We start from the raw sequence: 26,623 nt of genomic DNA on the forward strand, positions 1-26,623 counted from the left end.
CGCCCCGGGCCCGATCCGCTTCCCCGAGCGGCTGTCTAGCGTCGTCGGCATGGACACCACCGACACGAGCGGACAGCTCGAAGAAGCCCTGGAACGCCTGCACGCCGCCGGTCCGGAACGCGAGGGCTGGCTGTCCAACCACGCCCCCATGGTCGTCGAGGCGCTCGCCGCGCACGGCCACGCGGGGGCGGCGCACCGCTGGGTGGACCAGTACCGGCACAAGCTGGAGGACTTCCCCGACCGGCTGGCCCCCGTCACGGACGACAACTGGCCCTCGGCGCTGGGGGATCCGCGCCGGATCACGGACTGGACCGACCACTTCTCCCGCACGCTCGCCGACCGGCCCTGGCGGGACGTCCTCGCCGAGTGGTGGCCGCGGCTGCTGCCCGGGATGTACGGCGGCGCGACGCATGTGATCATCCGGGTCGGCCATGCCGTACGCGCCCTCGAAGCCGGTGAGACCGCGCCCAGGCGCACCGAACTCGCCCACGCGCTGGGCTACTGGGCCGCCCGGCACCAGCCGGTGACCGGCTTCGCCGTGCTGCCGGGTGCGCCGACCGCCAGGGAGTCCCTGGATGCCGTACCCGTGATCGCGAAGGGCCACTTGGGGTTCCTGGACCGCCTGGCCGCCGTGCACCGACTGCCCGTATGGGCGGACGACATCACCGACCCGGACCTCGCGCGGGAGCGGCTCACGGAGCTCGTGCGCGCTACGACGCACCGCTATGCCACCCACGCCCACGGCGAGCCGACCATGCTCGTGCACGCGGCGACCGCCCCCAACGCCGTGCTGCGCACGCTGGATTCGCTGCCGCGCGACCAATGGGCGCCGAGCCTGCGCGCGGCCTGGACCGCGTCCGCCGCCGTCACCGCCATGTACGCCCCCGACGAGCCGGTCGCCTACCGGCCGACCGCCCGGCTCACCGCCGAGGAGGTCATGGAGCGGGCCCTCGCACACGGCGACGAGCACGTGATCAAGCTGACCGACACGGCCCTGGACGTCGGCGACGATCTCGCGCTCGCCGCGGCCCAGCGGGCGATCGAACTCAGCGAGCCTCTGGTCTCCTGACCAGGGCGTCACCCAACTCGGTCCGCCCGTACAGGACATAGTGCCCCTCGCGCCGTGAGCTCAGCAGGCCCGCCTCCCGCAGTACCGACAGATGGGCCGAGACCGTCGACACGGCGAGGCCGTGCCGGGCGGCGAGTTCGGTGGTCGAGGCGGGAGCGGTCAAACCCGTGAGGACCGCGGCACGCTGGTGGCCCAGGAGCCGGGCGAGTGCCTGCGGCGGGCTCGGCGGGCCTGGGTCGTGGAGGCTGCCCATTCCCCGGGCCGGGTAGATGACGGTCGGCTGCCAGGGCCGGGCGAAGCCGCTGACGACGTCCGGCCACACGAACACGCTCGGCATCAGCAACACGCCCCGCCCGTCGGCGCGTTGGGCGTCGGCGAGGTCGCCGTACATCCGCAGGGTGAGGGTGTGCCCGGCCCAGCCGATGCCGGGGTGCAGGCCGGTGAGCAGCGCGTCGAGTCCACCGTCCGCCGCCTGCCGGGAGCGGTGGGCGATATCGGCCTCCAGGACGGCCCGGTGGCGTGGCCAGTCCGGGGCCAGCAGCGCGTGCCAGGCCCGCTCCGTGAGGTCGGCGAGGCGCCGGACAGTGGCGGCGGGGTCGTCGAGCGCCGCGCGCCCCTGGGGTGACGCGGCCAGTCCGGGCGTACAGGCGAGGGAGCGGGCCATCTCGGCGCGGGCGAGGGCCGGGTCGGTGGCCCGCATCCGCGCCAGTTCGTCCTCGATGGCGGGGTACGGCTCGTCCGGCGGCGGGCCGAGGAAGTCGGGGGTGTAGCCGCCGGCGGGCGGGATGAACAGCCACAGCGGGGACAGGTCGAGTCCGGCGACGGTACGGCGGACTCGGCGCAGCCAGCCCCGGTGGTAGCCGTGCCGGGCGGGGCGCCGCAACAGCCGTAGCGCCTCGTGGGTTTGACACAGCGGTGAGATCGCGAACCGGCAGCGCGTCAGGTCGTCGGTGCCCAGGGCGAGGGTCAGGGGCAAGGCGGCCTCCGTCGGTGATTCGGCCTGGGACGAAAGAGTAGAGCCGCCTTCCCGGGCCCAGCACGCTGGCCCCGATGACCGACTACCGCTCGGCAACCGCCGAGAACACCGCCCAAGGCCCCGCCTGGCGCCGAGGCGCCGTCGTCGCTGCGCTGATGCTCGCGGCGTTCACCTTCAACACCACCGAGAACCTCCCCGTGGGCCTGCTCCCCCTCATGGCGGACGACCTCGGGGTCTCACTCCCGACGGTGGGCCTGCTGGTCACCGGCTACGCGCTCACCGTCGTCGTGGTGTCCCTGCCCCTCGCCCACGCCACCCGCGCGATCCCCCGCCGCCACCTGCTGACCGTCCTGCTCGGCCTGCTCGCCGCGGCGAGCTGGGCCTCGACGCTCGGCATCGTCTCCTACGGCCCGCTGCTCGCGACACGCGCGACGACGGCGCTCGCACAGGCGCTGTACTGGTCGGTGATGGGCCCGGTCGCGGTCGGCCTGTACCCGCCCGAGCGGCGCGGGCGGGTCATCGGTCTGCTGTCGGTCGGGGGCTCGCTGGCCACGGTGCTCGGAGTGCCGGCCGGAACCTGGCTGGGCGCGCACGCCGGATGGCGGACCCCGTTCGCGGTGCTCGGCGCGCTCGCGCTGGTGTCGCTCGTCGCGGTCGCCGTCCTGTTGCCGACGTCCCGCCCGCAGGAGAGTCACTCGGCCTACGGTGTCGCCCCGGACCGGCGCCGCTTCCTGGTTGTCGTCGCCACCACCGCCCTGTCGGTGACGGGCGTGTTCACGGCGTTCACGTATGTCGTGACGTTCCTGAACGAGGTCAGCGGGTTCGAGGACGACGCGGTGAGCGCCGTACTGCTGGCGTTCGGGATGGCCGGCCTGGCGGGGGTCACGGTGACCGGTCCGCTCCTCGACCGGTTCCCGCGCGCCACGCTCGCCGTGCCGGTGACGACCCAGACCATCGCCCTGCTCGGCCTGTACGCGGGCGGGCACAGCAAGGTGGTGTGCGTCGCGCTGCTGATGCTGCTGGGGGCGTCGGTCGGGCCGGCGTTCATGGCCTCGCAGAGCCGGGTGCTCCATGTCGCCCCCGGCCGCACCGAATCGGCCCTCGCCGCCAACTCGGTCGCCTTCAACGCGGGCGTGGCCGTCGGCGCCCTCCTCGGCGGCGCCCTGTTCACGGCGGTCGGGGTGCGCGGAACGTTTCTCGTCGGGGGGCTGGTCACGGCCGGGGCGCTCGCGGTGCTCTCCTGGGAACAGCGGGAACAGCGGGCACAGGGACCGTCGTAAATCACCTGGCTCCTGCGCGCTTGCCGCGATTACCGTGTGCGCGCATGGAAACGGACAACACGTGGGTCCACGCGCGGGAGCTGTTCCACGCGCTGGCGGACCACGAAGGCCCCGGCGCGTTCACCGCGGTGGTGGAGCCGTGGCTGCGGCGGGCCGAAGCGGGGTACGTCGGGGTCCTCGGCGAGGGCGTCGGGATGCTGCCCCGCTCCTCGGGCGAGGACCTGGACGAGCGGTGCGGTGATCTGCTGTGGGAGCTGTACGCGCTCAGCCGTGTCAGTGACGTACTGCTGCTGTCGTTCCAGCCGCGCCCCGACCAGGGGCCCGACCCGCTCGACGGGTGGCCGTCGGTGACGCCGGCTCAGTACCGGGAGCTGTTCTCCCGGCTGGGCATGACGCCCTTCGAGGAGGCCGCCGTCTTCGATCCGTTCCTGCACGAGATCGTCGAGGTCGAGCAGGCCGAGGATCCCGACGAGCCGATCAGCGTCACCGAGGTCGTGTGGCCCAGGCTGCGGCACGGGGACGTCCTGTTCAGCCGGGCCGGGGTGCGGGTTCGCGCGGGTGTCCGGCACGCCGAACGCGGCGTGGCCGACCGCTCACCGCTGTACTGGACCTATCTGCGCCGCCATCGCCCGACCGTCGATCTGTCCCAGGGCTGGGGGCACAACTCGCAATGGCGCACGGACTTCCGGGTGGATGTGCGCACGCCGGAGGGCGACCACGTCAACGTGTGCGAACGCGGCGACATCGACGCCGTGAGCGAGGACAGCGTCGACGCGCTGCTCACCCACGCGGAGCGGCGTGAACTGCTGCGCCATCGCTGCCTGGTGCGCATGCCCGACAACGCCGCCGCGCTGGCGGACATGGCAGAGCGCTGGCCGGAGTACCACTTCCCCTTCGAGTGGCGGCTGCCCTGAGTGACGGAATCGAGCGGTATGGCACGGTCCCTGTGATCCGAAGGTCTATCGTGTCGGCATGTCCGTCCCCGAACTGATCCGTATCGTCTCCCGCGACTCGCCCATGGCGCTCGCCCAAGTGGAGCGCGTCCGTGCCGAGTTGACTGCCCTGCATCCCGGGGTGCGGACCGAGGTCGTGCCGGTGAAGACGACCGGTGACAAGTGGCTGGGAGACCTGTCGAAGGTCGAGGGCAAGGGGGCATTCACCAAGGAGGTGGACGCCGCCCTGCTGGCCGGTGAGGCCGATCTGGCGGTGCACTGCGTCAAGGACGTGCCCGCCGACCGGCCGCTTCCGGCGGGCACCGTCTTCGCCGCCTTCCTCAAGCGGGACGACATCCGCGACGCCCTGATCCACCCGGGCGGCCTCACCCTGGACGAGCTGCCGGACGGCACCCGGATCGGCACCTCGTCGGTGCGCCGGATCGCCCAACTCGCCGCCACCCACCCGCATCTGGAGTGCGTGCCCTTCCGCGGCAACGCCAACCGGCGGCTGGCGAAGCTGCAGGCCGGCGAGGCGGACGCGCTGCTGCTCGCGGTGTCCGGCCTGGAGCGGATCGACCGGTGTGACGTGATCAGCGAGGTCCTCTCCCCCGAGACGATGATGCCGCCGATCGGCGCGGGCATCCTCGCCCTGCAGTGCCGGGAGGACGACGACGAGCTCATCGACGCCGTCAGCGGCCTCGGTGATCCGGACACCCATCGGGAGGCCACCGCCGAGCGGATGTTCCTGCATGTGCTCCAGGGGCACTGCAACAGCCCGATCGCGGGGTACGCGCGTGTGGACCACGGCGGGGAACTGTCCCTGCGGGCCTGCGTGTTCACCCCGGACGGCAAGACCCGGCTGAACGCTCACGAGTGGGCCGGCCGACTGGATCCGGCCACCCTCGGCACCTCGGTCGCCGTGGCACTGCTGCGGCAGGGCGCCCGCGAGATCATCGACGGCATCCCGCACTGAGAGCCGGTGTCAGGCGGTGCCCTCTTCGGCCTGGTCGCGCAGGAAATTGCTGACCTGGTGGGCGATGCACTCCCGCCCCGCACCGGTGTGGGCCGAACCCTCGCTCAGGCCGATGCCGCCCGCCCAGAGCCGGCGTTCGGTCCACTCCTCGTCGACCCGCAGCTGGATCTGGACGTCGACCTGGGTCAGGCTCGCCTCGGGACCGGCCGCGTACAGCACGGCGGTGGCCCGGCGCAGCGGGTAGACGTCGAAGCCCTCGATGAACTGGGAGTTGCGCCAGTCGATGAAGGCGCTCTCCCCGTCCGGGCCGATCCGCACATCGATCTGGCCGTCCTCCAGATGAATGCCGTAGTGCCGCTCACCGCGGTTCTCGACCGTCACGCGCAGGCTGAAGTACGTCAGCCCCTCGGCGGCGTCGTCACGTCCGCGCGGAGGCTCGGTCTGCTCCAGACGGTGGACGCGGACGCGCAGACCGGCATGCTCGTCGTACTCCTGCCAGTCCCCGACCACGTTCGGCTCGCACACACTGCACCTCTTCGACCTCAGAGAGCTGCTTCCTATCTGTGCGCTCAGCGCACTGTCAAATGAGCGGAATGCGCTGTGGCCAGCGCATTCACCCCCTTTGATCGCTGATCAAGCGCTGCCCAGGCACTATCGGTCACCCGGCCCGGCGGGCGGGTGGGCGAGCGTGCCGCACATCACGTCCGCCGTCTTGATCAGTGGGCACCCTCACGCACCGAATTCGGTCGATTTCAGAATGTGCACCATATTCGGGGATATCGGGGCAATTGTTTTGGGGTCCGGATGGCTGGGAATTCTTTCTGCAGTGCTTCGGACAGGAGGCACGTCCGTGGGAGTCCGGCCGCCGGTGCCCCGGATGTCCCTCCGCGAGCGTCGAGGCCGCGTCTCCCACGGTGTCTGTCCCCAACAGCACCTGCTGAGGGAGGCGCGCTTCATGCCTGTCACCGGCAGAACGAAGCAGCACCCGCACGACGACGCCCCCGACACCGCCGCCGATTTCGAACGGCTCGCGCGGCTGCCCGCAGGGCCCGAGCGCAAGGCGCTCCGCGACTCACTGGTCCAGGCCTGGCTGCCCATGGCGGAGCGCATCGCGGTCCGCTTCAAAGGCCGCGGCGAGGCCCTGGAAGACCTCTATCAGGTGGCCGCGCTCGGCCTGGTCAAGGCCGTCGACCACTACGACCCGGCCCGCGGCTGCGCCTTCGAGGCGTACGCGGTGCCGACCGTCACCGGCGAGATCAAGCGGCATTTCCGCGACCACATGTGGACCCTGCATGTGCCACGCCGGGTGCAGGACCTGCGCAACCGGGTGCGGCAGGCGACCAAGGAGCTGTCGCAGACGACCCCGGGCCGCGCCCCCACCGTGGCCGAGATCGCCGACCGCACCGAGCTGAGCGAGTCCGAGGTGCGCGCCGGCATGGAGGCCCTGGACTGCTTCTCCGCGCTGTCGCTGGAGGCGGAGATGCCCGGCACCGACGGGTACGCCCTCGGCGACTCGCTGGGCGGGCCCGATCCGGGCTTCGACATCGTCGTCGACCGGGTGGCCGTACGACCCTGTCTGGAGAAACTGCCCGAGCGTGAACGCACCATCCTCTATCTGCGGTTCTTCCGAGGCATGACCCAAAGCTGCATCGCCCAGCAGCTGGGAATCTCCCAGATGCATGTCTCCCGGCTGCTCAACGGCTGCTTCGCACAACTGCGGGACGAACTGATGGCCCAGGCCCGCTAGGGCCTGTCCGGCGGATCAGGCCGGCTGCGAGAACGGTGCATGTCAGCGGGCCCGAGCGGGGTCTGGTGCGTGCAGCTGCAAGGCGGAGGAGGGAGTCGACGCGGAGCGTCGGCGACTGACGACAACGCCGCAGATGCGCGTGCCAGACCCCGCGACGCCGGCATGATCCGCCGGTCAGGCCCTAGGGCCCCTCCTCCGGCACCCCCGGGATCTGTGTCGGGCCGTAGCGGTCGAGGGCGTCCTCCAGCTCGGCGCGGATCTCCGGGGGCATTTCTCCGTCGCGGCCCCAGATCAGGATCAGGTCCGCGACGTGGCGGAGCTTGATGTTGGTGTGCTGGGAGACGTCCTTCAGCACCGCCCAGCCCTGGGCCGGGGAGACCCTGCCCAGGGCCACGATCATCCCGATCGCCTGGTCCACGACGGCGTGCGAGGCGACAGCCTCCTTGAGCTGCTCGACCTCCTCCTGGAGCTCGGAGATACGGCCGGTCTCGTCGGCAGGCTCCTGGGGTACGCGGGTCACGCATCCATCCTCGTCACTCGGGCGGCGGTATGCCACCGGGTGGAGGGTGGAATCATCATTGTTTCGGCGCGGCGGCCGGGGTACTCGGCAGGCGCCGTCAGAGGTATCGGCCGGACACTGGGAAGAGACGCCGGTGGCCGCCGGCCCGGCGAGACCAGGACGCGACAGCCATGAACCACGACACAAAGCTCCCCACGCGGGACGTCGTCTCCACGCACTCCGTGTTCGGCGCACCCTGCTGGGTGAGCCTGACCAGCCGGGATCTGGAGACCACCGAAGAGTTCTACAGTGCCCTGTTCGGCTGGCGCTGGCGCACCGGCAGGCTCGGCGAGCGCTTCCGGATCGCCCTGGCCGACGGCGTGCCCGTCGCCGGGATCGCCGCCGTCGCGACGATGTGGCAGATGGCCGTCGCGTGGACGCCGTACTTCGCCGTGCCGAGCGCGGACGAGGCCGTGGCGAGGGTGCAGGAGCGCGGCGGTACGGCCGCGGTCGGGCCGATCTCCTTCCCACCCGGGCGGGCGGCGCTGCTGGCCGACCGGGACGGCGCGACCTTCGGCATCTGGGAGGGCGAGCTCGTCGGCGACTGGGAGACCTGGCGCCGCTCCACCCCGGCCTTCATCCGCCTGCACACCCGCGACGCCTTCGACGCCGCCATCTTCTACGGCGAGGTCCTGGACTGGGCCTCGGAGCGCCCCGGCTGCTGCGAGGTGCACTACGAGGGCGGCGAGGTCGTGCTGCGCAGCGGCGGCGACGTGGTGGCGCGGATCGTGTCGGGGGCGCTCGGTGCCGCCCCCGACCCCACCATCCGGCCGCACTGGCAGGTCCACTTCGCGGTCCCGGACGTGGCGGCCTGCGCCCGGATCGCGGAACAGCACGGCGGCAGCGTCCTGTTGAAGACCGACAACGAGGCCGTGCTGCGGGATTCCGACGGCGCCCAGTTCACGGTGACGTCGCGCCGGGAGCGCTAGGGGGCGGCTGTCCGGGATGGGCGGGACAGGAGGACGAGGCTGCGGGCCGTGACCGTCATGGTCGTGGCCGCCTTGTGTTCGGTCTCGTCGGGGGCTTGCGGCTCGGCGGTGTCGATCATGGTGGTCCAGCGCTCGCCGTAGGTGGCGTTCGGGAGCTGGAAGTCCACCGGCTCCCAGTAGCTGTTGAGCAGCAGCAGGAAGGAGTCGTCCACGACCGGCCGGCCGGTCCGGTCGGGCTCGGCGATGGCGTCGCCGTTGAGGAACACGCCGACGCAGTGGGCGTCGGAGCGCTGCCAGTCCTCCTCCGTCATCTCGCGGGCGTCCGGCAGCAGCCAGACCAGGTCGGGCAGCGGCTGGCCCGCGTGCGTCACGGTCTCGCCGCGGAAGAAGCGGCGGCGGCGCAGCACGGGGTGGGCGGTGCGCAGGCCGATGACGTACCGGGTGAAGTCGGCGAGGGCCTGCTGCTCCTCGGTCAGCCGCCAGTCGATCCAGGAGACCTCGTTGTCCTGGCAGTAGGCGTTGTTGTTGCCGCGCTGGGTGCGGCCGAGTTCATCGCCGTGGCAGAGCATCGGGATGCCTTGCGACAGCAGCAGTGTGGCGAGGAAGTTGCGCTGCTGGCGGGCGCGCAGCTCGAGGACGGCCGGGTCACGGGTCGCGCCCTCCGCCCCGCAGTTCCAGGACCGGTTGACGCTCTCGCCGTCCCGGTTGCCCTCGCCGTTGGCCTCGTTGTGCTTGTCGTTGTACGAGACCAGATCGCGCAGGGTGAAACCGTCGTGCGCGGTGACGAAGTTGACGCTGGCGCGCGGTCGGCGCCTGCTGTGCTCGTACAGGTCGGAGGAGCCGGTCAGCCGGGAGGCGAAGTCGCCCAGGGTGTGTTCGCCGCCGCGCCAGAAGTCGCGCACCGTGTCGCGGTACTTACCGTTCCACTCCGACCACAGCGGCGGGAAGTTGCCCACCTGGTAGCCGCCCTCGCCGACGTCCCAGGGCTCGGCGATCAGTTTGACGCGGCTGATCACCGGGTCCTGCTGGATCAGGTCGAAGAACGCCGAGAGCCGGTCCACCTCGTGGAACTGGCGGGCCAGGGTGGCCGCGAGGTCGAAGCGGAAGCCGTCGACATGCATCTCGGTGACCCAGTACCGCAGCGAGTCCATGATCAGCTGCAGTACGTAAGGGTGCCGCATCAGCAGGCTGTTCCCGGTGCCGGTGGTGTCGTAGTAGTGCGACCAGTCGCCGTCCACCAGTCGGTAGTACGAGGCGTTGTCGATACCGCGGAAGGAGAGGGTGGGGCCCTTCTCGTTGCCCTCGGCGGTGTGGTTGTAGACGACGTCCAGGATGACTTCGAGACCGGCCTCGTGGAGCGCCTTCACCATCGCCTTGAACTCGGTGACCTGCTGGCCCCGGGTGCCGTGGGCGGCGTAGGCGTTGTGCGGTGCGAAGAAGCCGATCGTGTTGTAGCCCCAGTAGTTCGAAAGGCCCCGGTCGGTCAGCACACCGTCCTGGACGAACTGGTGCACGGGCATCAGCTCGACGGCCGTGACCCCCAGCGAGGTCAGATGCTCGACGACCGCGGGGTGGGCGAGCCCGGCGTAGGTGCCGCGCAGCTCGGCGGGGACGCCCGGGTGGGTGCGGCTCAGACCGCGTACGTGGGCCTCGTAGATGACGGTGTCCGCGTACGGCCGCCGGGGCGGGCGGTCGTCGCCCCAGTCGAAGTAGGGGTCGGTCACCACGCCGAGCATGGTGTGGCCTGCGCTGTCGGCCGGGGCGGGTCCGTCGGGGGCGCGTTCGAAGAGGGAGGCGTGGTTGTCCATCTGCCCGTCGACCGCCTGGGTGTACGGGTCGAGGAGCAGCTTCGCCGGATTGCAGCGGTGGCCGAGGGCCGGGGCCCAGGGGCCGTGCACCCGGTAGCCGTAGCGCTGGCCGGGGCCGACGCCGGGCAGGTAGCCGTGCCAGACGAATCCGTCGACCTCGGTCAGCTCCACGCCGCGGTGCTTGCCGGCGTCGTCGACCAGGACCAGCTCGACCCGCTCGGCGACCTCGCTGAACAGGGCGAAGTTGGTGCCCTGTCCGTCGTAGGCGGCGCCCAACGGGTAGGGGTGCCCGCTCCAGGCGGGCACCCCTGCACGGTGCTTGCGCGCGGTCACCGCGCCTCCTCCAGCACCCGGTCCGGGGTGCTCGCCGGGCCGGCCAGCGCGGCGGCCGGGACCTCGCGGGGCACCTGAAGGACCTCGCGCAGGCTGGGCGCCGGGGCCGTCGGGACCAGCGGGACGCGCTCGCCGGCGCGAGCCCGCTGCGAGAACCAGATGACCTTGCTGCCGGTGTCCGTGGCGCAGCACCCCCAGCCGTCGCTGATCGCGGCGATCTGCTCGAGGCAGCCGCGCAGATCCTGGTCCGGGCGCAGATCACGGTCGTTGTCCCCGATGGCCGTGATGAGGTGCTGGCCGTTCCACCACATCTCGATCGACGTGTTCTTGTCCGTCGCGTGCTCATCGATGGCGGTCAGCAGCAGTTCGGCACCGCCGCACACGGGCTCCACGAGGTTCTCCAGGTCCCAGAACCGGAGGTGAGCGGCCAGGATGCGCCTGACCTGTCCGACCCGTTCCGGGCTGACTTCCACGTCGAGGTGGTAGTAGCAGGGCACTGCGGTCTTCATCTCGTTGGCTCCTCACCGGCGAGGCTCGGCACTTCCCCGTCCCCGCGGGACGGGCCCCGAACGCGAAGCGTGAGCGTTGATCGCTTCTGAGTCACCTCAAGGGTGGGAGTGCTACGCCATTCGTGCAACACGAGGAGTCAACCGGGGGATCATCCGGGATAGTTGAAGCTCTAACAAGACGCTGAGTCGTCACACGTGCACCATGAGTGAAGACCTCCATGCCCGTAAGGCATCCGTGTGTGCGCGCACGACCACCCCCGACCGTGTGGTGACGTGCCATGAAACCCGAGAGGTGAACGGCGTCATGTTGCTACCGGCCAAAGCCGAAGTCGCCCGCCAGCTTGGGCGCTATCGGGCCTGGGAACGCGTCATGCTCGCGTCCCCGAACGACCAGGCCGTGCGGGCCACTTTCGAGGACTCGGGCTACACGCTGTGCGTGCTGATGGGCAAGCGCTGCGCGCGCGAGGCCGCGGACGCGGCCGAGCGCTATCTGCGCACCAACCTCGGCACCTACCTGCGCGAGCAGAACGAACGCCCCCGTCCGGGCGGCGCCAAGAGACGGGGTCCACCGACCGCCAAGCGGCGTTCCCGGGCCGGCAGGTAGACCCTTCCGGCGCAGCTTGAATCCCCGGCCGGGCCCTTGAGGGGCCCGGCCATGAGCACGGCGGAGGCGAGACCATGAAGGCAACCGCGGCCATCGGCCGTATCCCGGTACGGAATGTCCAGCCGGCCGTGGAGTGCGGCAGGCGCCCGGCGAAGGCGGTCGTGGGCGAGACGTTCGACGTCTCGGCGACCGTGTTCCGCGAGGGGCACGACGCCGTGGCCGCCAATGTCGTGCTGCGGGATCCCGAGGGCCGCCCGGGCCCGTGGACGCCGATGCGTGAACTGGCGCCGGGTACCGACCGCTGGGGCGCCGAGGTCACGCCCACCGCCGCGGGACACTGGACGTTCCATGTGGAGGCCTGGAGCGACCCGGTGGCCACCTGGCGCCACACCGCCCGCATCAAGGTGCCCGCCGGGATCGACACCGGGGTGGTCCTGGAGGAGGGCGCGGATCTCCTCGAGCGTGCGGCGGCCGGGGTTCCCGCCGATCGGCGCGAGGTCCTCCTGCGTGCGGTGGTCGCCCTCAGGGACGACTCCCTGCCGGTCGTGACCCGCCTCGCCGCCGCTTTCCGGCCCGAGGTCCACGCGGTGCTGTCCCGGTATCCGCTGCGGGAGTTCGTGACCGCTTCCGAGCCGCTGCCGCTGCTGGTGGAGCGGGAACGGGCGCTGTACGGCTCGTGGTACGAGTTCTTCCCCCGCTCCGAGGGCACCGCCCAGGTGCCGCACGGCACCTTCCGGACGGCCGCGCGCCGGCTGCCCGCGATCGCCGCGATGGGCTTCGACGTCGTGTACCTGCCGCCGATCCATCCGATCGGCACCACGTTCCGCAAGGGCCGCAACAACACCCTCGACCCCACCCCCGACGATGTCGGCGTGCCCTGGGCGATCGGCTCCCCCGAGGGCGGGCATGACGCCGTCCACCCGGCCCTGGGCACCCTGGAGGACTTCACCTGGTTCGTCGAGCAGGCCCGCGCGCAGGGCCTGGAGGTGGCCCTCGACTTCGCCCTGCAGTGCTCCCCCGATCATCCCTGGGTGGCCAAGCATCCGGAGTGGTTCCACCACCGCCCCGACGGCACCATCGCCTACGCCGAGAACCCGCCGAAGAAGTACCAGGACATCTACCCCATCGCCTTCGACGCGGACCTGGACGGGCTCATCGCGGAGACGCTGCGGGTGCTGCGGCACTGGATGGCCTGCGGGGTGCGGATCTTCCGGGTGGACAATCCGCACACCAAGCCGGTGCTGTTCTGGGAGCGGGTGATCGCGGAGATCAACCGCACCGACCCGGATGTGATCTTCCTGGCCGAGGCGTTCACCCGCCCGGCGATGATGCACACCCTGGCGCAGATCGGTTTCCAGCAGTCGTACACGTACTTCACCTGGCGCAACACCAAGCAGGAGCTGACCGAGTACCTGAGCGAGCTGTCCGGTGAGGCGGCGGCCTATATGCGGCCGAACTTCTTCGCCAACACCCCCGACATCCTGCACGCCTTCCTCCAGCAGGGCGGGCGCCCCGCCTTCGAACTGCGCGCCGTGCTGGCCGCGACGCTGTCTCCGACCTGGGGGATCTACAGCGGCTACGAGCTGTGCGAGAACACCCCGGTGCGGGAGGGCAGCGAAGAGTACCTGGACTCGGAGAAGTACCAGTTGCGTCCGCGTGACTGGGAAACGGCGGAAACCATCGCTCCACTCATCACCAAGCTGAACGCCGTCCGGCGCGACCACCCCGCGCTGCACCACCTCAGGAATCTCCGCTTCCACCACACCGACAACGACGCCGTGATCGCCTACAGCAAGCGCGCGGGCCAGGACACGGTTCTGGTGGTCGTCAACCTCGATCCGCACCACACCCAGGAAGCGACGATCTCGTTGGACATGCCGCAACTCGGCCGGGACCGGGACGAACCCCTGTCCGTGCACGACGAACTGACGGGTGAGACCTATCTGTGGGGCAGGACCAACTATGTGCGCCTCGAGCCCGGCAGGGCACCCGCGCATGTGCTCCACGTCCAGGCCTCGCCCGCCTCGCCGCAGATCGGAGGGTCTACCGCGTCATGACTGTCAACGAGCCCGTCCATGACACCTTCGAGGACACCCCGGCCAAGGACCGACATCCCGACTGGTTCAAGAGCGCCGTCTTCTACGAGGTGCTCGTCCGGTCCTATCAGGACAGCAACGGCGACGGCGTCGGTGACCTCAAAGGCCTGACCGCCAAGCTCGACTATCTCCAGTGGCTCGGCGTGGACTGCCTGTGGCTGCCCCCGTTCTTCAAGTCCCCGCTGCGGGACGGCGGCTACGACGTCTCCGACTACACCGCCGTACTCCCCGAATTCGGTGACCTCGCCGACTTCGTGGAGTTCGTCGACGCCGCCCACCAGCGCGGTATGCGGGTCATCATCGACTTCGTCATGAACCACACCAGCGACCAGCACCCGTGGTTCCAGGAGTCCCGCAAGAATCCGGACGGCCCCTACGGCGACTATTACATGTGGGCCGACGACGACAAGCAGTACGCCGACGCGCGGATCATCTTCGTCGACACGGAAGCGTCCAACTGGACCTTCGACCCGGTGCGGGAGCAGTACTTCTTCCACCGGTTCTTCTCCCACCAACCGGACCTCAACTACGAGAACCCGGCCGTGCAGGAGGAGATCCTGGGCGCCCTCCGCTTCTGGCTCGACCTCGGTATCGACGGGTTCCGGCTGGACGCCGTGCCGTATCTGTACGCCGAAGAGGACACGAACTGCGAGAACCTGCCGGCCACGCACGACTTCCTCAAGCGCGTCCGGCGCGAGATCGACGCGATGTACCCGGACACGGTGCTGCTGGCGGAGGCCAACCAGTGGCCGGAGGACGTCGTCGACTACTTCGGCGACTACCGCAACGGCGGCGACGAATGCCACATGGCCTTCCACTTCCCCGTCATGCCGCGGATCTTCATGGCCGTGCGCAGGGAGTCCCGCTACCCCGTCTCGGAAATCCTCGCCAAGACCCCGGCCATCCCGTCCGGCTGCCAGTGGGGCATCTTCCTGCGCAACCACGACGAGCTGACCCTGGAAATGGTCACCGACGAGGAACGCGACTACATGTGGGCGGAGTACGCCAAGGACCCCCGCATGCGCGCCAACATCGGCATCCGGCGTCGACTGGCACCCCTGCTGGACAACGACCGCAACCAGATCGAACTCTTCACCGCCCTGCTGCTCGCCCTCCCGGGCTCGCCGATCCTCTACTACGGCGACGAGATCGGCATGGGCGACAACATCTGGCTCGGCGACCGCGACGCCGTCCGCACCCCCATGCAGTGGACGCCGGACCGCAACGCCGGCTTCTCGACCGCCGACCCCGGCCGGCTCTATCTGCCCACGATCATGGACCCGGTCTACGGTCACCAGGTCATCAACGTCGAGGCGGCCATGGCGTCGCCCTCCTCGCTGCTGCACTGGACACGCCGGATGATCGAGATCCGTAAGCAGAACCCCGCCTTCGGACTCGGCTCCTTCACCGAACTCCAGTCGTCCAACCCGGCGGTGCTGGCCTTTCTGCGGGAGTACGAGGACGATCTCGTCCTGTGCGTGAACAATTTCTCCCGGTTCGCCCAGCCGACCGAGCTCGATCTGCGCGAGTTCGACGGGCGGCACCCGGTCGAACTGTTCGGCGGGGTCCGCTTCCCGGCCATCGGCGAACTGCCGTACCTGCTCACCCTGGGCGGTCACGGCTTCTACTGGTTCCGGCTCTCCCGAGTCGCCTCCCGCATCGGCCGCCGACACCGAGCGTCTGCCCCTTGAGCGTGTGCCCTTGAGCGTGCCGACGAAAGGACGCGTCACCATGCCGAAGACCGCATCCCTCAGACCGAGCCCTCCGGCCGTCGCCGACATCATGGTCTCGCTCGGCGGTCTGCTGCGTCAGTGGCTGCCGCGGCAGCGGTGGTTCGCGGGCAAGGACCGGCCGGTCACGGATCTGGCCCTGTTGTCCATGACCGAGCTGTTCCCGGGCTGTCTGCACCTGCTGGTCCACGCCGGCCATGTCCCGGTGCCCGCCCCCGGCGGCACCACCGCGCCCCCGGCCGGCGACTGCTACCAGCTGCTGCTCGGGGTGCGCGAGCACCCCTCCCCGCGGCTGGGCCGCAGCCTGATCGGGCGGGCGGACGAGGGCCCGCTGGCGGGTCTCACGGTGTACGACGCCCTGCAGGACCTGCGGTCGGCGCAGATGCTGCTGGACCGGCTGCGGCACCCCGGCACGGCGGGCCCGCTGCGCTTCGAGTCCTGCTCGTCGGTGCCGGTCCCCTCCGGTCTGGCGCCGCGTCTGATGGACGCGGAGCAGTCCAACTCCTCGCTGGTGTACGGCGACGCCTTTGTGCTGAAGGTGTTCCGGCGCATCCAGCCGGGCGTCAACCCGGACCTGGAGGTGCCGGGCGCGCTGGCCCGGCAGGGCTGCCGACGGGTTCCCGCGCCGGTCGCCTGGTTCCGGACGACTCGTCCGTGGGAGGCCACCCTCGGGGTGCTCCAGCCGTTCCTGCGGGACGCCACCGACGGCTGGACGCTGGCGCTCCAGGCGCTCGCCCACGGTGACGACTTCACGGCGGAGGCCCACCAGTTGGGCCGGGCCACCGCGGAGGTCCACCTCGCCCTCGCTTCGGCGTTCGCGTTCGAGACCCGCCACGAGAATGCCGCTACGGCGGCTGCGATGACCGAGCGGCTGGACTCCGCGGCGCACTGCGTACCGGCCCTCCAGCAGTTCGTACCGGGCCTGCGGACCGCCTTCGGGGCGCTCACCACCTGCGATCCCGGCCCGCCCGCCCAGCGCATCCACGGCGATCTGCACCTGGGGCAGGTGCTGCGGGCCGGACGCGAGTGGTTCGTGATCGACTTCGAGGGCGAACCGTCCCGCCCGCTCGCCGAGCGACGCAGCCTCCACTCCCCCGTGCGGGACATCGCCGGGATGCTGCGCTCCTTCGACTACGCGGCACGCCAGCGCCGGCCCTGGCGGCCGGAGTGGGCCCGCCGCTGCCGGGAGGCCTTCTGCGCGGGCTACGCCACCGCCGCCGGATGGGACCCACGCAAGAAACACGGCCTGCTGCGCGCCTACGAGACCGACCGGGCCGTGTACGAAGTGCTCTACGAAGCCAGGCACCGCCCGGACTGGCTACCCGTACCGATGGCGGCGATCGAACGTCTCGCCGTACGAGGAGGCTGACCCCATGGCGCTGCGTGACACCTCGCTGCCCGAGCCGTCCGGCCGCGCCCGGTGCGGGACGGCTCCGCCGCTGGACCCCACCGACCGCGGACGCCTGCTGGCCGGCGCCCACCACGACCCGCACGCGCTGCTCGGCGCCCATGTGGTCCCGGGCGGGGTCGCGTTCCGGGCGCTGCGCCCGTTCGCCCGCGCGGTGAGCGTAGTGATCGAAGGCGAGCGCAGAGAGCTCGTCTCCGAGGGCGACGGCCTCTTCTCCGGCGTACTGCCGCGGAGGAAGAAGATCCCGGCGTACACGCTGTTGGTGTCGTACGAGGACGGGGAGCAGGAGGTCGACGACCCGTACCGCTTTCTGCCCGCCCTCGGGGAGCTGGATCTCCATCTGATCCGGGAGGGGCGGCACGAGCAGCTGTGGAAGGCGCTCGGGGCCGAGCCGATGACCCACGAGGGGGTGACCGGCACCCGGTTCACCGTGTGGGCGCCGAACGCCCAGGGGGTGCGGGTCGCCGCGGACTTCACCTACTGGGACGGCACCGCGTTCCCGATGCGGTCCCTCGGCGCGTCCGGGGTGTGGGAGCTGTTCCTGCCCGGGGTCGGCGAGGGCACCCGGTACAAGTTCGAGATCCACTCCCGCCACGGCCACCGCTTCCTCAAGGCCGACCCGATGGCGCGGTACGCGGAGATCCCGCCGGACACGGCGTCCATCGTGCACGCCTCCCGCTACGAGTGGGGCGACGCCCAGTGGATGGCGCACCGTGGGGACACCCCGGTGCACGTGGCGCCGTTCTCGGTCTACGAGGTGCACCTGCCGTCCTGGCGGCCGGGGCTGACCTACCGTGAGCTGGCCGAGGTGCTCCCGGCCTACGTCAACGACCTCGGCTTCACGCATGTGGAGTTCATGCCGGTCGCCCACCACCCGTTCTCGGGCTCCTGGGGTTACCAGATCACCGGCTTCTACGCGACCATGGCGCGGCTGGGCACGCCCGACGACTTCAAGTTCCTGATCGACGCGCTCCACCGGGCGGGCATCGGCGTGATCATGGACTGGGTGCCCGCGCACTTCCCGAAGGACGACTGGGCGCTGGCCCGGTTCGACGGGGAGCCGCTCTACGAGCCCGGGGACGACCGGCGGGCCGAGCATCCGGACTGGGGCACCTACGAGTTCGACTTCGGACGGGTCGAGGTGCGCAACTTCCTCGTCGCCAACGCCGTGTACTGGTGCGAGGAGTTCCACATCGACGGGCTGCGGGTGGACGCGGTCGCCTCGATGCTCTACCTCGACTACTCGCGGGACTCCGGGCAGTGGACGCCCAATGTGTTCGGCGGGCGGGAGGACCTGGACGCGGTGGCCTTCCTGCGCGAGATGAACGCCACCGTGTACCGGCGGGCGCCCGGCGTGGTGACGATCGCCGAGGAGTCCACCGCCTGGGACGGGGTGACCCGGCCCACCGACAGCGGCGGGCTCGGTTTCGGCCTGAAGTGGAACATGGGCTGGATGCACGACTCGCTCGGCTACATCAGCCACGAGCCGATCCACCGCAAGTACCACCACAACGAGATGACCTTCTCGATGGTGTACGCCTACAGCGAGAACTACGTCCTGCCGATCTCCCACGACGAAGTCGTCCACGGCAAGCAGGCGCTGGTGTCGAAGATGCCCGGCGACTGGTGGCAACAACGCGCCAATCACCGCGCTTACCTGGGCTTTATGTGGGCACACCCGGGCAAACAGCTCCTCTTCATGGGGCAGGAGTTCGCCCAGGGAGCGGAGTGGTCCGAGCCGCACGGGCCGGACTGGTGGCTGCTGGACCCCGGGTACAGCGCCGAGCCCGATCACCGGGGCGTCCGCGATCTCGTCCGTGATCTCAATACCGCCTACCTCGCCACGCCGGCGCTGTGGCAGCGGGACACCGACCCGGGTGGCTTCCAGTGGGCTCTCGGCGACGCGGCCGACGACAACGTCTTCGCCTTCCTGCGGTACGCCACCGACGGCACTCCCCTGCTCGCGGTGTCGAACTTCTCCCCGGCCGTGCGGGAGGACTACCGGATCTGGGTCCCCGAGGGCGGTCTCGTCTGGGGGGAGACCCTGAACACGGACGCGGCGCAGTACGGGGGCAGCGACGTCACGAACCCCGGGCCGATCAAGCCGGAAGAGGACGGGATCCGGATCACCCTGCCTCCGCTGGCGACGGTGTGGCTGACGCCGTACCCCTTCTGAGGCCCGCAAGGCGGTACGAGGTGTCCGAATGCCCTGAAACGGGCAGTCGGGGCGTACGACGAAATCCTCGTCGTGCTCGCATCGGGCCACAGAAGGGGTGCCTCAGGTGCGCACCGTCGGAGTGGAGGAGGAACTCCTCCTGGTCGACCCGGAGACAGGTGAACCGCGGGCCCTGTCGGCCGCGATCGTCGCCCGGGCCGCGCTGGACAGCGTGGACGGCAAGGACGTGTTCGAGAAGGAACTGCACGACCAGATGCTGGAGTACGCCACCCAGCCGCAGTCCGGCATGGACGCCCTGGGCAGGGAGATCGTCCGGTGCCGCAAGGAGGCGGCGCGGCACGCAGGCGAGCTGGGCTGCGCCGTGGCGGCCCTGGCCACGTCCCCGCTGCCGGTCAGCCCGTGCATCGGGGAGCACCAGCGCTACCAGTGGATGGCGGAGCACTACGGCATCGCCACCCGGGAGCAGCTCGTCCTCGGCTGCCATGTCCATGTGGCCGTGGACTCCGACGACGAGGGCGTCGCCGTCATCGACCGGATGCGGCCGTGGCTGTCGGTGCTGTGCGCACTGAGCGCCAACTCGCCGTTCTGGCAGGGCAAGGACACCGGGTACAGCAGCTACCGCAGCCGGGTGTGGCAGCGCTGGCCGTCGGCCGGTCCCACCGAGATCTTCGGGTCGGCCGCGCGGTACCGGGAGGTGGTCGCCGAGATGCTCGACACCGGGGTGATCCTCGACAAGGCGATGGTCTACTTCGACGCCCGGCTGTCCCGGAACTATCCGACGGTGGAGATACGGGTGGCGGACGTGTGTCTGCACGCGGACACCGCCGTCCTGCTCGCCACCCTCGCCCGCGGACTGGTGGAGACCTCCGCACGGCAGTGGCGGGCGGGTCTCGAACCGGCGACGCACAGTGTGAGCGTGCTGCGTCTTGCGGCCTGGCAGGCGGCCCGGGCCGGGCTCACCGATGAGCTGCTGCACCCCGTGACCATGCGGCCCATGCCGGCACGGGCCGTGGTGCGGACCCTGCTGGACCATGTCGGGGAGGCGCTGGAGGACAGCGGCGACCTCGACCACGCACGCGACCGCGTCGCCGAGCTGCTGGGGCGCGGCAACGGCGCCCGGGTGCAGCGCGAGCTGATGCGGCGCGGCAGCAGTCTGCGGGACGTGGTCACGGAGTGCGTGCGGCGCACCCAGGGGTAAGACCCGAAGTCGACTTGTCGGATTCCGGCACCATTCGCTCGTACCTCGGCTAGATTCGAGCACCGCCGATAACTCTGCTCGTCGGTGGCGTCACACCGCGTACACCACAGGAGCTGCGCATGCGCGACTTCGCCCTGGCTCCCTCCGTCTCCGCGCCGCCGGCGGGCGGCCTCGCCGACAGCATCTTCGAACGGGCCCTGCTCGAACCCACCCTGCCGGTCCTCGCCCGCCGCCTCGGGGGCTCATCGGACTGGACCGAGATCACCGCGGTGGAGCTGCGGGACACGGTGGTGGATCTGGCCAAGGGTCTGGTCGCCTCCGGGATCACGCCGGGCCACCGCGTCGCGATCATGGCGCGGACCCGGTACGAGTGGACGGTGTTCAGCTACGCCCTGTGGGCGGTGGGCGCCGAGGTCGTGCCCGTGTATCCGACGTCCTCGCGCGAGCAGGTGGAGTGGATCCTCAGGGACGCCGGGTGTGTGGGCGTGGTGGTCGAGGACGAGCAGTCGGTCATGACGGTCGGCTCCGTGTGCGCCTCGCTGCCCCTGCTGCGGCATGTGTGGCAGCTGGACGCGGGAGCGCTGGACCAGCTGGTCGAGCGGGGCACCTTCGTGCCGCTCGCCGCGGTCGACTCACTGCGCCGGATCGTGCTGCCGGACTCCACGGCCCTGATCGCCTACACCTCCGGCTCCACGGGCCGCCCGCTGGGGTGCGCGCTGAGCCATCGGAACCTGGCGAGCGGATGCGACACGCTGCTGCAGGGCTGGGGGCAACTGGTGGTGCCGCCGGGCGGACAGGCCTCGGTGCTCGCCTTCCTGCCGTTCTCCCACGTGTACGGGCTCATGGTGCAGGGCCTGTGCGTGCGCGGCGGAATGCTGATGGGCCACGAGTCCGACCCGAGCGGAGGCTCCCTGGAGGCGGCGCTGCGCTCGTTCCGTCCGACGTACTTCTGCGCCGTCCCCTCGGTCTTCGAGAAGATCTACAAGAACTTTCTGCGCTCCGCCCGGCAGTCGGGCCGTGGCGCGCTGTTCGAGCGGGCCGCCGACACGGCACGGGACTTCGCCGCGGCCGTGGAACGGCATCGGCTCGGCGAGGGGCCGGGGCCCGGCTTCGATCTACGGCTGCAGCACGCGCTGTACGAGCGGACGGTGTACCGCGGGCTGCGCGGCGCGCTGGGCGGCCGGGTGCTGCGGGCGTCGTCCGGCGGCTCGCCGCTGGACCGGGAGTTCTCCCTGTTCTACGAGGGCATCGGCATCTACCTCAATGACGGGTACGGGCTCACCGAGACCGCCGGCGGGGTCACCGCGCAGCCGCCGGGCGGGGGACGGTCGGGGACGGTCGGCAAAGTGCTGCCCGGCATGGACGTCCGGGTGGCCGACGACGGGGAGATCCTGGTGCGCGGTCCTTCGGTGTTCCAGGGCTATGTGGGCGACGAGGCGGCGACCCGGGCCGCGCTGCGCGGCGGCTGGCTGGCCACCGGGGACCTCGGGATCCTCGACCCCGACGGCTATCTGACGATCACCGGCCGCAAGAAGGACGTCATCATCACCAGCAGCGGCAAGAGCGTCGCGCCGACCGCTCTGGAGCAGCGGCTCAGGATGCACCCGCTGATCCATCAGGCGGTGGTGGTCGGCGACAACCGGCCCTGTGTCGGGGCGCTGCTCACACTGGACCCGGAGTTCCTGGCGTACTGGCGCGGCACGCTGGAGCCCCGTCCCGACCCGCGCAGCCGGGACGCCCGCGAGGAGAACGCGCTGCGGGAGGAGATCACGCGGGCGGTGGCGGCCGCCAACAGCGCGGTGTCGCGGTGGGAGTCGATCCGGGTGTTCCGGGTGCTGCCGGAGCCGTTCAACCTCACCAATGGCCTGCTGACGCCGTCGATGAAGCTGCGCAGGGACGTGATCGTGCGGCACTACGCGATGGAGATCGACGCGATGTACCAGGCGCGGGCGAACACCCGGCGGCAGCCGGTGCCGGACGAGTCCGCGGTGTGGGACGACTCCGACAACGTCTTCAGGTGACCGTGCGTAGGTCGCGGCGAGCGGGGAAGCCGGACAGCGCAGGTGCATGGGGGGAGAGACGGACGATGACGCCTTGGCTGGACAGGAGATCGCGGACCGTCTCGTCCGCTTCTCGGGTGCGCACGAAGATGTGAGCGAGGCGCGCCTGGCCGCGGAGGCGTACCTCCACGACCTCGCGCGGGTCTCCCCGCCCGCCGAGCCCGACCGCCGCGACGACATCCTGCTGGTGGTCACGGAGCTGGCGGCGAACACCGTGGAGTACGCCCCGGGCCCGTTCGAGCTGCGCCTGAGCCGGGCCTTCGACGGAGTGCACGTGGTGCTGCGCGACACCAGTCCCGAGCCGCCCGCACCGCGTGCCTTCGATCCGCGCCGGGGCGGCCGCGGAGTTGGCTGGTATCTGGTGCAGACCCTGAGCCATCAGGTCGGTGTCATCACCCATGAGCGCGGCAAGGACGTGCATGTCTTCCTGCCGTGGTGATTGCGGGGCCGATCTCGGGGAACCCCGTGTGCCCACGGGCTCGGTGGGGCAGTGTGGCTCGAACAAGTCGTTCATCTGCCTGCCGCACCCGACTGGCGGAGCGGCCGGGAGCGCGGTGGGATCGATGAGGTGCGAGGCAGCGATCCAGGGGCAGGCGAACGACGTCGTGGCAGACCGCCTGGAGCCGCAGAAGGGATGTACACCGTGACACGACCCAGGATCCTGGTGGTTGGCGCAGGCTTCGCCGGAGTGGGGTGCGTACGCCGTCTGGAGCGCAAGCTCGCCGCCGACGAGGCCGACGTCACCCTGGTGACGCCGTTCGCCTACCAGCTCTATCTGCCGCTGCTGCCCCAGGTCGCCTCCGGCGTGCTGACGCCCCAGTCGATCGCCCTGTCCCTGCGCCGCAGCCGCAAGTACCGCACCCGGATCATCCCGGGCGGTGCCATCGGCGTGGACCTCGCCTCCAAGGTGTGCGTCATCCGCACGATCACCGACGAGATCGTCAACGAGCCGTACGACTACATCGTGCTGGCCCCCGGGAGCATCACCCGCACCTTCGACATCCCGGGTCTGACGGACCACGCCTTCGGGATGAAGTCGCTCGCCGAGGCCGCCTACATCCGCGACCACGTCATCTCGCAGCTCGACCTCGCCGACGCCAGCCACGATCCGGCCGAGCGGGCCGCCCGGCTGCAGTTCGTGGTGGTCGGCGGCGGATACGCGGGCACCGAGACCGCGGCATGTCTGCAGCAGCTGACGCACAACGCGGTCAAGCGCTATCCGCGGCTCGACCCGGCGCTGATCCGGTGGCATCTGATCGACATCGCGCCGAAGCTGATGCCCGAGCTGGGCGAGAAGCTGGGCCGGGACGCTCAGGAGATCCTGCGCCGACGCGGCATCGAGATCTCCCTGGGTGTCTCCATCGCCAAGGCCGGCCCGGAGGAGGTCACCTTCACCGACGGCCGGGTGATTCCGACCCGCACCCTGATCTGGACGGCCGGTGTCGTCGCCAGCCCGCTGATCGGGACGCTCGGCGAGAAGACGGTCCGCGGACGGCTGGAGGTCAGCCCGGAGCTGAGCCTGCCGGGCCACGACGGTGTGTTCGCGCTCGGCGACGCGGCGGCCGTGCCCGACCTGGCCAAGAAGGAGGAGGGCGCGGTCTGCCCGCCCACCGCCCAGCACGCCATGCGGCAGGGCAAGGTGGCCGCCGACAACGTCATGGCCACCCTGCGCAACCAGCCGCTGCGGCCCTACGAGCACAAGGACCTCGGCCTGGTCGTCGACCTCGGGGGCAAGGACGCGTTGTCCAAGCCGCTCGGCGTCGAACTGCGCGGCCTGCCCGCCCAGGTGGTGGCCCGCGGCTACCACTGGTCGGCGCTGCGCACCAATGTCGCCAAGACGCGGGTGCTGACGAACTGGGTGCTCAACGCCGTCGCCGGCGACGACTTCGTGCGCACCGGCTTCCAGGCCCGCAAGCCCGCCAAGCTGAAGGACTTCGAGTACACGGACGCGTATCTGACGCCGGAGCAGCTGCGCGAGCACGTGACGGGGTCGGAGGGGCAGGCATAGGCACAGGGCCGGTGTGGGCGCGGCTGCGAGACCGGGTCGCGGCCTCCGATCCGGGGCTGCTGCGGCTGGCTGCGGGGCTGCGGACGGTGGCCTCGATCGCGCTCACCCTGGTCGTGCTCGCCCTGTTCGGGGCGGACGTGCCGCATCTGGTCGCGGGCGCCATGGCGGCGATGGTGTCCACCTTCGCCGTACGGGAGAAGCAGCGCGGCCCGCAAGCCGTCACGCTCGCCCTCGGTCTGCCGGTCGCGCTTGCCTCCGTCACGCTGGCCGCGCTGCTGCACTCCCATGTCGTCGCCGGTGACCTGTTCTTCATCGCGCTGATCTTCAGTGCGGTCTATGGCCGCCGGTTCGGCGACCGCGGCACCGCGCTCGGGCTGATCGGCTTCCAGCTGTACTTCGTGTCCCTGTTCGTCGGCGCCACCGTCTCGGATCTGCCGGAGCTGTGCGCCGCGGTCGTCACGGCCGTGGTGTGCAGTGCCGTGGTGCGGTTCGCGCTGGTGCCCGAGACTCCGGCCGGGACGCTGGAGCGGCTGCGCGACGCCTTCCGGGCCCGGTTCGCCCAGCTGGTGTCGGCACAGCTCGAGCTGCTGGACGCGGGACCGGAGGAGGCGGACCGGGCGCTGGGGAACGTGCGCGAAGGGACGGCGCGGCTGCACGAGACGGCGCTGATGATCCAGGGGCGTCTTGAGGAGGGCACGGCCGACGAGGGCACGGCACGGCTGGTGCAGCGGCGGGTGGCGGACGCCGAGATCGCCGCCGAGCGGCTCGGGCTGCTGCTGCTCACCGCCCGCAGCGCCGAACGTACGGACACGCTGACCCTGCATCTGCCCGGCGCGCCCGTCCCCACGGCCGGCCGGCTGCCCGTACGGGACGAGGCGGTCGAGACACTGCGGCGGGATCTTCGGGCCCTGCGGCTGCTCGTGCAGCACCCGGGCGGCACGGCGCTGGCCCATGTGCGCAACCGCCTGCTCTCCTACCGCGACGAGGAGAACCTGCCCGGGGCCTCCCCGGCCGTGCAGGACGTCTTCCGCGGGATCGGCGAGGCCGCCCGGGCGGTCCTGGGCCTGCGGATCGCGCTCGACGGGCCGCAGGACGAGTCGGACGACACCCCCTCCACGGCCCGCTCCCGTGAGGAGCTGGACGCCGAGGACGCCGCCATCGACGCCGCGAAGGACACGCCGCCGGAGGAGGAGACGGGGCTGCGGCGGCCGACCACCCGGGCCGCCGTGCAGGTCGCCGTGGGCTCGTCGCTGGCCATCGTCGGTGGGGAGCTGCTCTCCAGCCACCGCTGGTACTGGGCGGTGCTGACCTGCTGGATCGTGTTCCTCAACACCTCCTCCACGGGCGAGATCCTGGTCAAGGGATATCGCAGACTGCTGGGCACCGTGTTCGGGGTCGTGGCCGGCATCCTGCTGGCGGGTCTGGTCGGGCAGCACACCTGGACGGCGTTCGCGCTGGTGCTGCTGTGCGTGTTCGCGATGTTCTACACCGCGCCCCTGTCGTACACGCTGATGTCGTTCTTCGTCACGGCCGCGCTGGGGCTGCTCTACACCCTGCTGCACACCTACAGCCTCTCGGTGCTGGTGCTGCGGATCGGGGAGACGGCGCTCGGGGCGGCCTGCGGGGTGATCGCGGCGGCGCTGGTGCTGCCGGTCGCCACCGACCGGCGTACGAATGAGCTGCTCGCCACCGTGCTGGAGCGGCTCGGCGAGGTCACCGGGACGGCCGTCGAGCAGCTCAGCGGCGGACCTCCGGTGGAGCTGCTCGACCAGGCGCGGGACCTGGACCAGGCGCTGGCGGATCTGCGGGCCGCGACCCAGCCGCTGACCCACCCGGTCACCCCGCTGCGGGCCCGGCGCGATACCGCCCGCTATGTGGTGGCGCTGCTGGAGACGGCGGCCTATCACGCGCGCTCGCTGGCGGCGACCGCCGAGCTGCTGCCCACGCATCCCTCGATCGCGGCGGACCCCCGGCTGCGCGGGGCCGGGCGGCGGATCGCGCACAACATCGAGGCCATCGCCGCGCACGTCACCGACGAGCGGGCCACGGACCGGGTCGAGACCGGTCCGAGCATCGCCTCGCTCCTGGAACCCCAGGTCCCGGGCACCACCCGGTACGGCCGGGTCACCGACCGGGTGCTGCGGCACCTTCAGCGGCTCGACGAGTCCGTGGTGGGCCTGGCGCGGCCGCTGGGCGTTCCGGTCGGCACGTAGCTCTCCGGCCGG

Annotated in this window: 21 protein-coding genes; 16 read left to right on the plus strand and 5 right to left on the minus strand. The window is 71.0% G+C overall.

The window, feature by feature from the left end:
* Window positions 1-49: 49 nt before the first annotated feature.
* A complete protein-coding gene (locus tag OHT76_RS02515; protein WP_328869048.1) occupies window positions 50-1,069 on the plus strand; it encodes a questin oxidase family protein in 1,020 nt (339 codons plus the stop codon).
* Here the strand turns inward: OHT76_RS02515 and OHT76_RS02520 are convergent.
* The gene (locus tag OHT76_RS02520; RefSeq protein WP_328869049.1) at window positions 1,047-2,045 is read right to left on the minus strand and encodes an ArsR/SmtB family transcription factor; all 999 of its coding nucleotides are present in this window, start codon (window positions 2,043-2,045) and stop codon (window positions 1,047-1,049) included. The two genes, OHT76_RS02515 and OHT76_RS02520, sit on opposite strands and share 23 nt — an antisense overlap.
* Window positions 2,046-2,119: 74 nt before the next feature.
* On the opposite strand from OHT76_RS02520, the gene OHT76_RS02525 reads away from it, so the two are divergent.
* Genes OHT76_RS02525 through hemC form a run of 3 tightly spaced genes read left to right on the plus strand, consistent with a single transcriptional unit; the run spans window position 2,120 to window position 5,233 of the window.
* Window positions 2,120-3,325, plus strand: coding sequence for an MFS transporter (locus tag OHT76_RS02525; RefSeq protein WP_328869050.1), 1,206 nt, complete (start codon window positions 2,120-2,122; stop codon window positions 3,323-3,325).
* 44 nt (window positions 3,326-3,369) lie between these two features.
* Window positions 3,370-4,239 (plus strand): hypothetical protein, encoded by an 870-nt coding sequence (locus tag OHT76_RS02530; RefSeq protein WP_328869051.1) that lies wholly within the window; start codon window positions 3,370-3,372, stop codon window positions 4,237-4,239.
* 58 nt (window positions 4,240-4,297) lie between these two features.
* On the plus strand, window positions 4,298-5,233 hold the full coding sequence (hemC, locus tag OHT76_RS02535; RefSeq protein ID WP_328869052.1) for a hydroxymethylbilane synthase: 936 nt from the start codon (window positions 4,298-4,300) through the stop codon (window positions 5,231-5,233).
* 9 nt (window positions 5,234-5,242) lie between these two features.
* Here the strand turns inward: hemC and OHT76_RS02540 are convergent, their stop codons facing one another.
* Entirely contained in the window at window positions 5,243-5,758 is a 516-nt protein-coding gene (locus OHT76_RS02540) for a hypothetical protein (protein ID WP_328869053.1), read from the minus strand.
* Between the two features lie 430 nt (window positions 5,759-6,188).
* On the opposite strand from OHT76_RS02540, the gene OHT76_RS02545 reads away from it, so the two are divergent.
* Complete coding sequence (locus tag OHT76_RS02545; RefSeq protein ID WP_328869054.1) at window positions 6,189-6,980, plus strand: RNA polymerase sigma factor SigF; 792 nt, start codon at window positions 6,189-6,191, stop codon at window positions 6,978-6,980.
* 181 nt (window positions 6,981-7,161) lie between these two features.
* Here the strand turns inward: OHT76_RS02545 and OHT76_RS02550 are convergent, their stop codons facing one another.
* Window positions 7,162-7,500: an ANTAR domain-containing protein gene (locus OHT76_RS02550; protein WP_328869055.1), complete on the minus strand. Its 339-nt coding sequence runs from the start codon at window positions 7,498-7,500 to the stop codon at window positions 7,162-7,164.
* Window positions 7,501-7,670: 170 nt separating this feature from the next.
* On the opposite strand from OHT76_RS02550, the gene OHT76_RS02555 reads away from it, so the two are divergent.
* Window positions 7,671-8,468 carry a VOC family protein gene (locus tag OHT76_RS02555; RefSeq protein WP_328869056.1) on the plus strand — a complete coding sequence of 266 codons (798 nt, stop codon included), beginning with the start codon at window positions 7,671-7,673 and terminating at the stop codon, window positions 8,466-8,468.
* Here OHT76_RS02555 and glgX read toward each other — a convergent pair.
* Together glgX and OHT76_RS02565 are read right to left on the minus strand one after the other, a co-directional pair.
* Window positions 8,465-10,609: a glycogen debranching protein GlgX gene (gene glgX / locus OHT76_RS02560; protein ID WP_328869057.1), complete on the minus strand. Its 2,145-nt coding sequence runs from the start codon at window positions 10,607-10,609 to the stop codon at window positions 8,465-8,467. The genes OHT76_RS02555 and glgX overlap by 4 nt on opposite strands.
* A complete protein-coding gene (locus tag OHT76_RS02565) occupies window positions 10,606-11,118 on the minus strand; it encodes a pep a2 (RefSeq protein WP_328869058.1) in 513 nt (170 codons plus the stop codon). Before OHT76_RS02565 ends, glgX begins: the two co-directional genes overlap by 4 nt.
* Window positions 11,119-11,422: 304 nt before the next feature.
* On the opposite strand from OHT76_RS02565, the gene OHT76_RS02570 reads away from it, so the two are divergent.
* The 10 genes from OHT76_RS02570 (at window position 11,423) to OHT76_RS02615 (ending at window position 26,611) form a co-directional block, all read left to right on the plus strand.
* A complete protein-coding gene (locus OHT76_RS02570; RefSeq protein ID WP_328869059.1) occupies window positions 11,423-11,722 on the plus strand; it encodes a DUF5133 domain-containing protein in 300 nt (99 codons plus the stop codon).
* 74 nt (window positions 11,723-11,796) lie between these two features.
* Complete coding sequence (locus OHT76_RS02575; RefSeq protein ID WP_328869060.1) at window positions 11,797-13,779, plus strand: alpha-1,4-glucan--maltose-1-phosphate maltosyltransferase; 1,983 nt, start codon at window positions 11,797-11,799, stop codon at window positions 13,777-13,779.
* The gene (gene treS, locus OHT76_RS02580) at window positions 13,776-15,509 is read left to right on the plus strand and encodes a maltose alpha-D-glucosyltransferase (protein WP_328869061.1); all 1,734 of its coding nucleotides are present in this window, start codon (window positions 13,776-13,778) and stop codon (window positions 15,507-15,509) included. Before OHT76_RS02575 ends, treS begins: the two co-directional genes overlap by 4 nt.
* Window positions 15,510-15,549: 40 nt before the next feature.
* Window positions 15,550-16,917, plus strand: a complete 1,368-nt coding sequence (locus OHT76_RS02585) for a maltokinase N-terminal cap-like domain-containing protein (RefSeq protein ID WP_328869062.1) — start codon at window positions 15,550-15,552, stop codon at window positions 16,915-16,917.
* Window positions 16,918-16,921: 4 nt separating this feature from the next.
* Window positions 16,922-19,132 (plus strand): 1,4-alpha-glucan branching protein GlgB, encoded by a 2,211-nt coding sequence (glgB, locus tag OHT76_RS02590; RefSeq protein ID WP_328869063.1) that lies wholly within the window; start codon window positions 16,922-16,924, stop codon window positions 19,130-19,132.
* Window positions 19,133-19,238: 106 nt separating this feature from the next.
* Window positions 19,239-20,330, plus strand: coding sequence for a glutamate--cysteine ligase 2 (locus OHT76_RS02595; RefSeq protein ID WP_328869064.1), 1,092 nt, complete (start codon window positions 19,239-19,241; stop codon window positions 20,328-20,330).
* 119 nt (window positions 20,331-20,449) lie between these two features.
* Window positions 20,450-22,351 carry an AMP-dependent synthetase/ligase gene (locus OHT76_RS02600; protein ID WP_328869065.1) on the plus strand — a complete coding sequence of 634 codons (1,902 nt, stop codon included), beginning with the start codon at window positions 20,450-20,452 and terminating at the stop codon, window positions 22,349-22,351.
* A 46-nt stretch (window positions 22,352-22,397) separates the two neighbouring features.
* Window positions 22,398-22,829 carry an ATP-binding protein gene (locus tag OHT76_RS02605; RefSeq protein WP_328869066.1) on the plus strand — a complete coding sequence of 144 codons (432 nt, stop codon included), beginning with the start codon at window positions 22,398-22,400 and terminating at the stop codon, window positions 22,827-22,829.
* Between the two features lie 195 nt (window positions 22,830-23,024).
* Window positions 23,025-24,398, plus strand: a complete 1,374-nt coding sequence (locus OHT76_RS02610; protein WP_328869067.1) for an NAD(P)/FAD-dependent oxidoreductase — start codon at window positions 23,025-23,027, stop codon at window positions 24,396-24,398.
* A gap of 11 nt (window positions 24,399-24,409) precedes the next feature.
* Window positions 24,410-26,611 carry an FUSC family protein gene (locus tag OHT76_RS02615; RefSeq protein WP_328869068.1) on the plus strand — a complete coding sequence of 734 codons (2,202 nt, stop codon included), beginning with the start codon at window positions 24,410-24,412 and terminating at the stop codon, window positions 26,609-26,611.
* Window positions 26,612-26,623: the final 12 nt, after the last annotated feature.

It is taken from the genome of Streptomyces sp. NBC_00287 (assembly GCF_036173105.1).
In the GTDB taxonomy this organism is placed as follows: domain Bacteria; phylum Actinomycetota; class Actinomycetes; order Streptomycetales; family Streptomycetaceae; genus Streptomyces.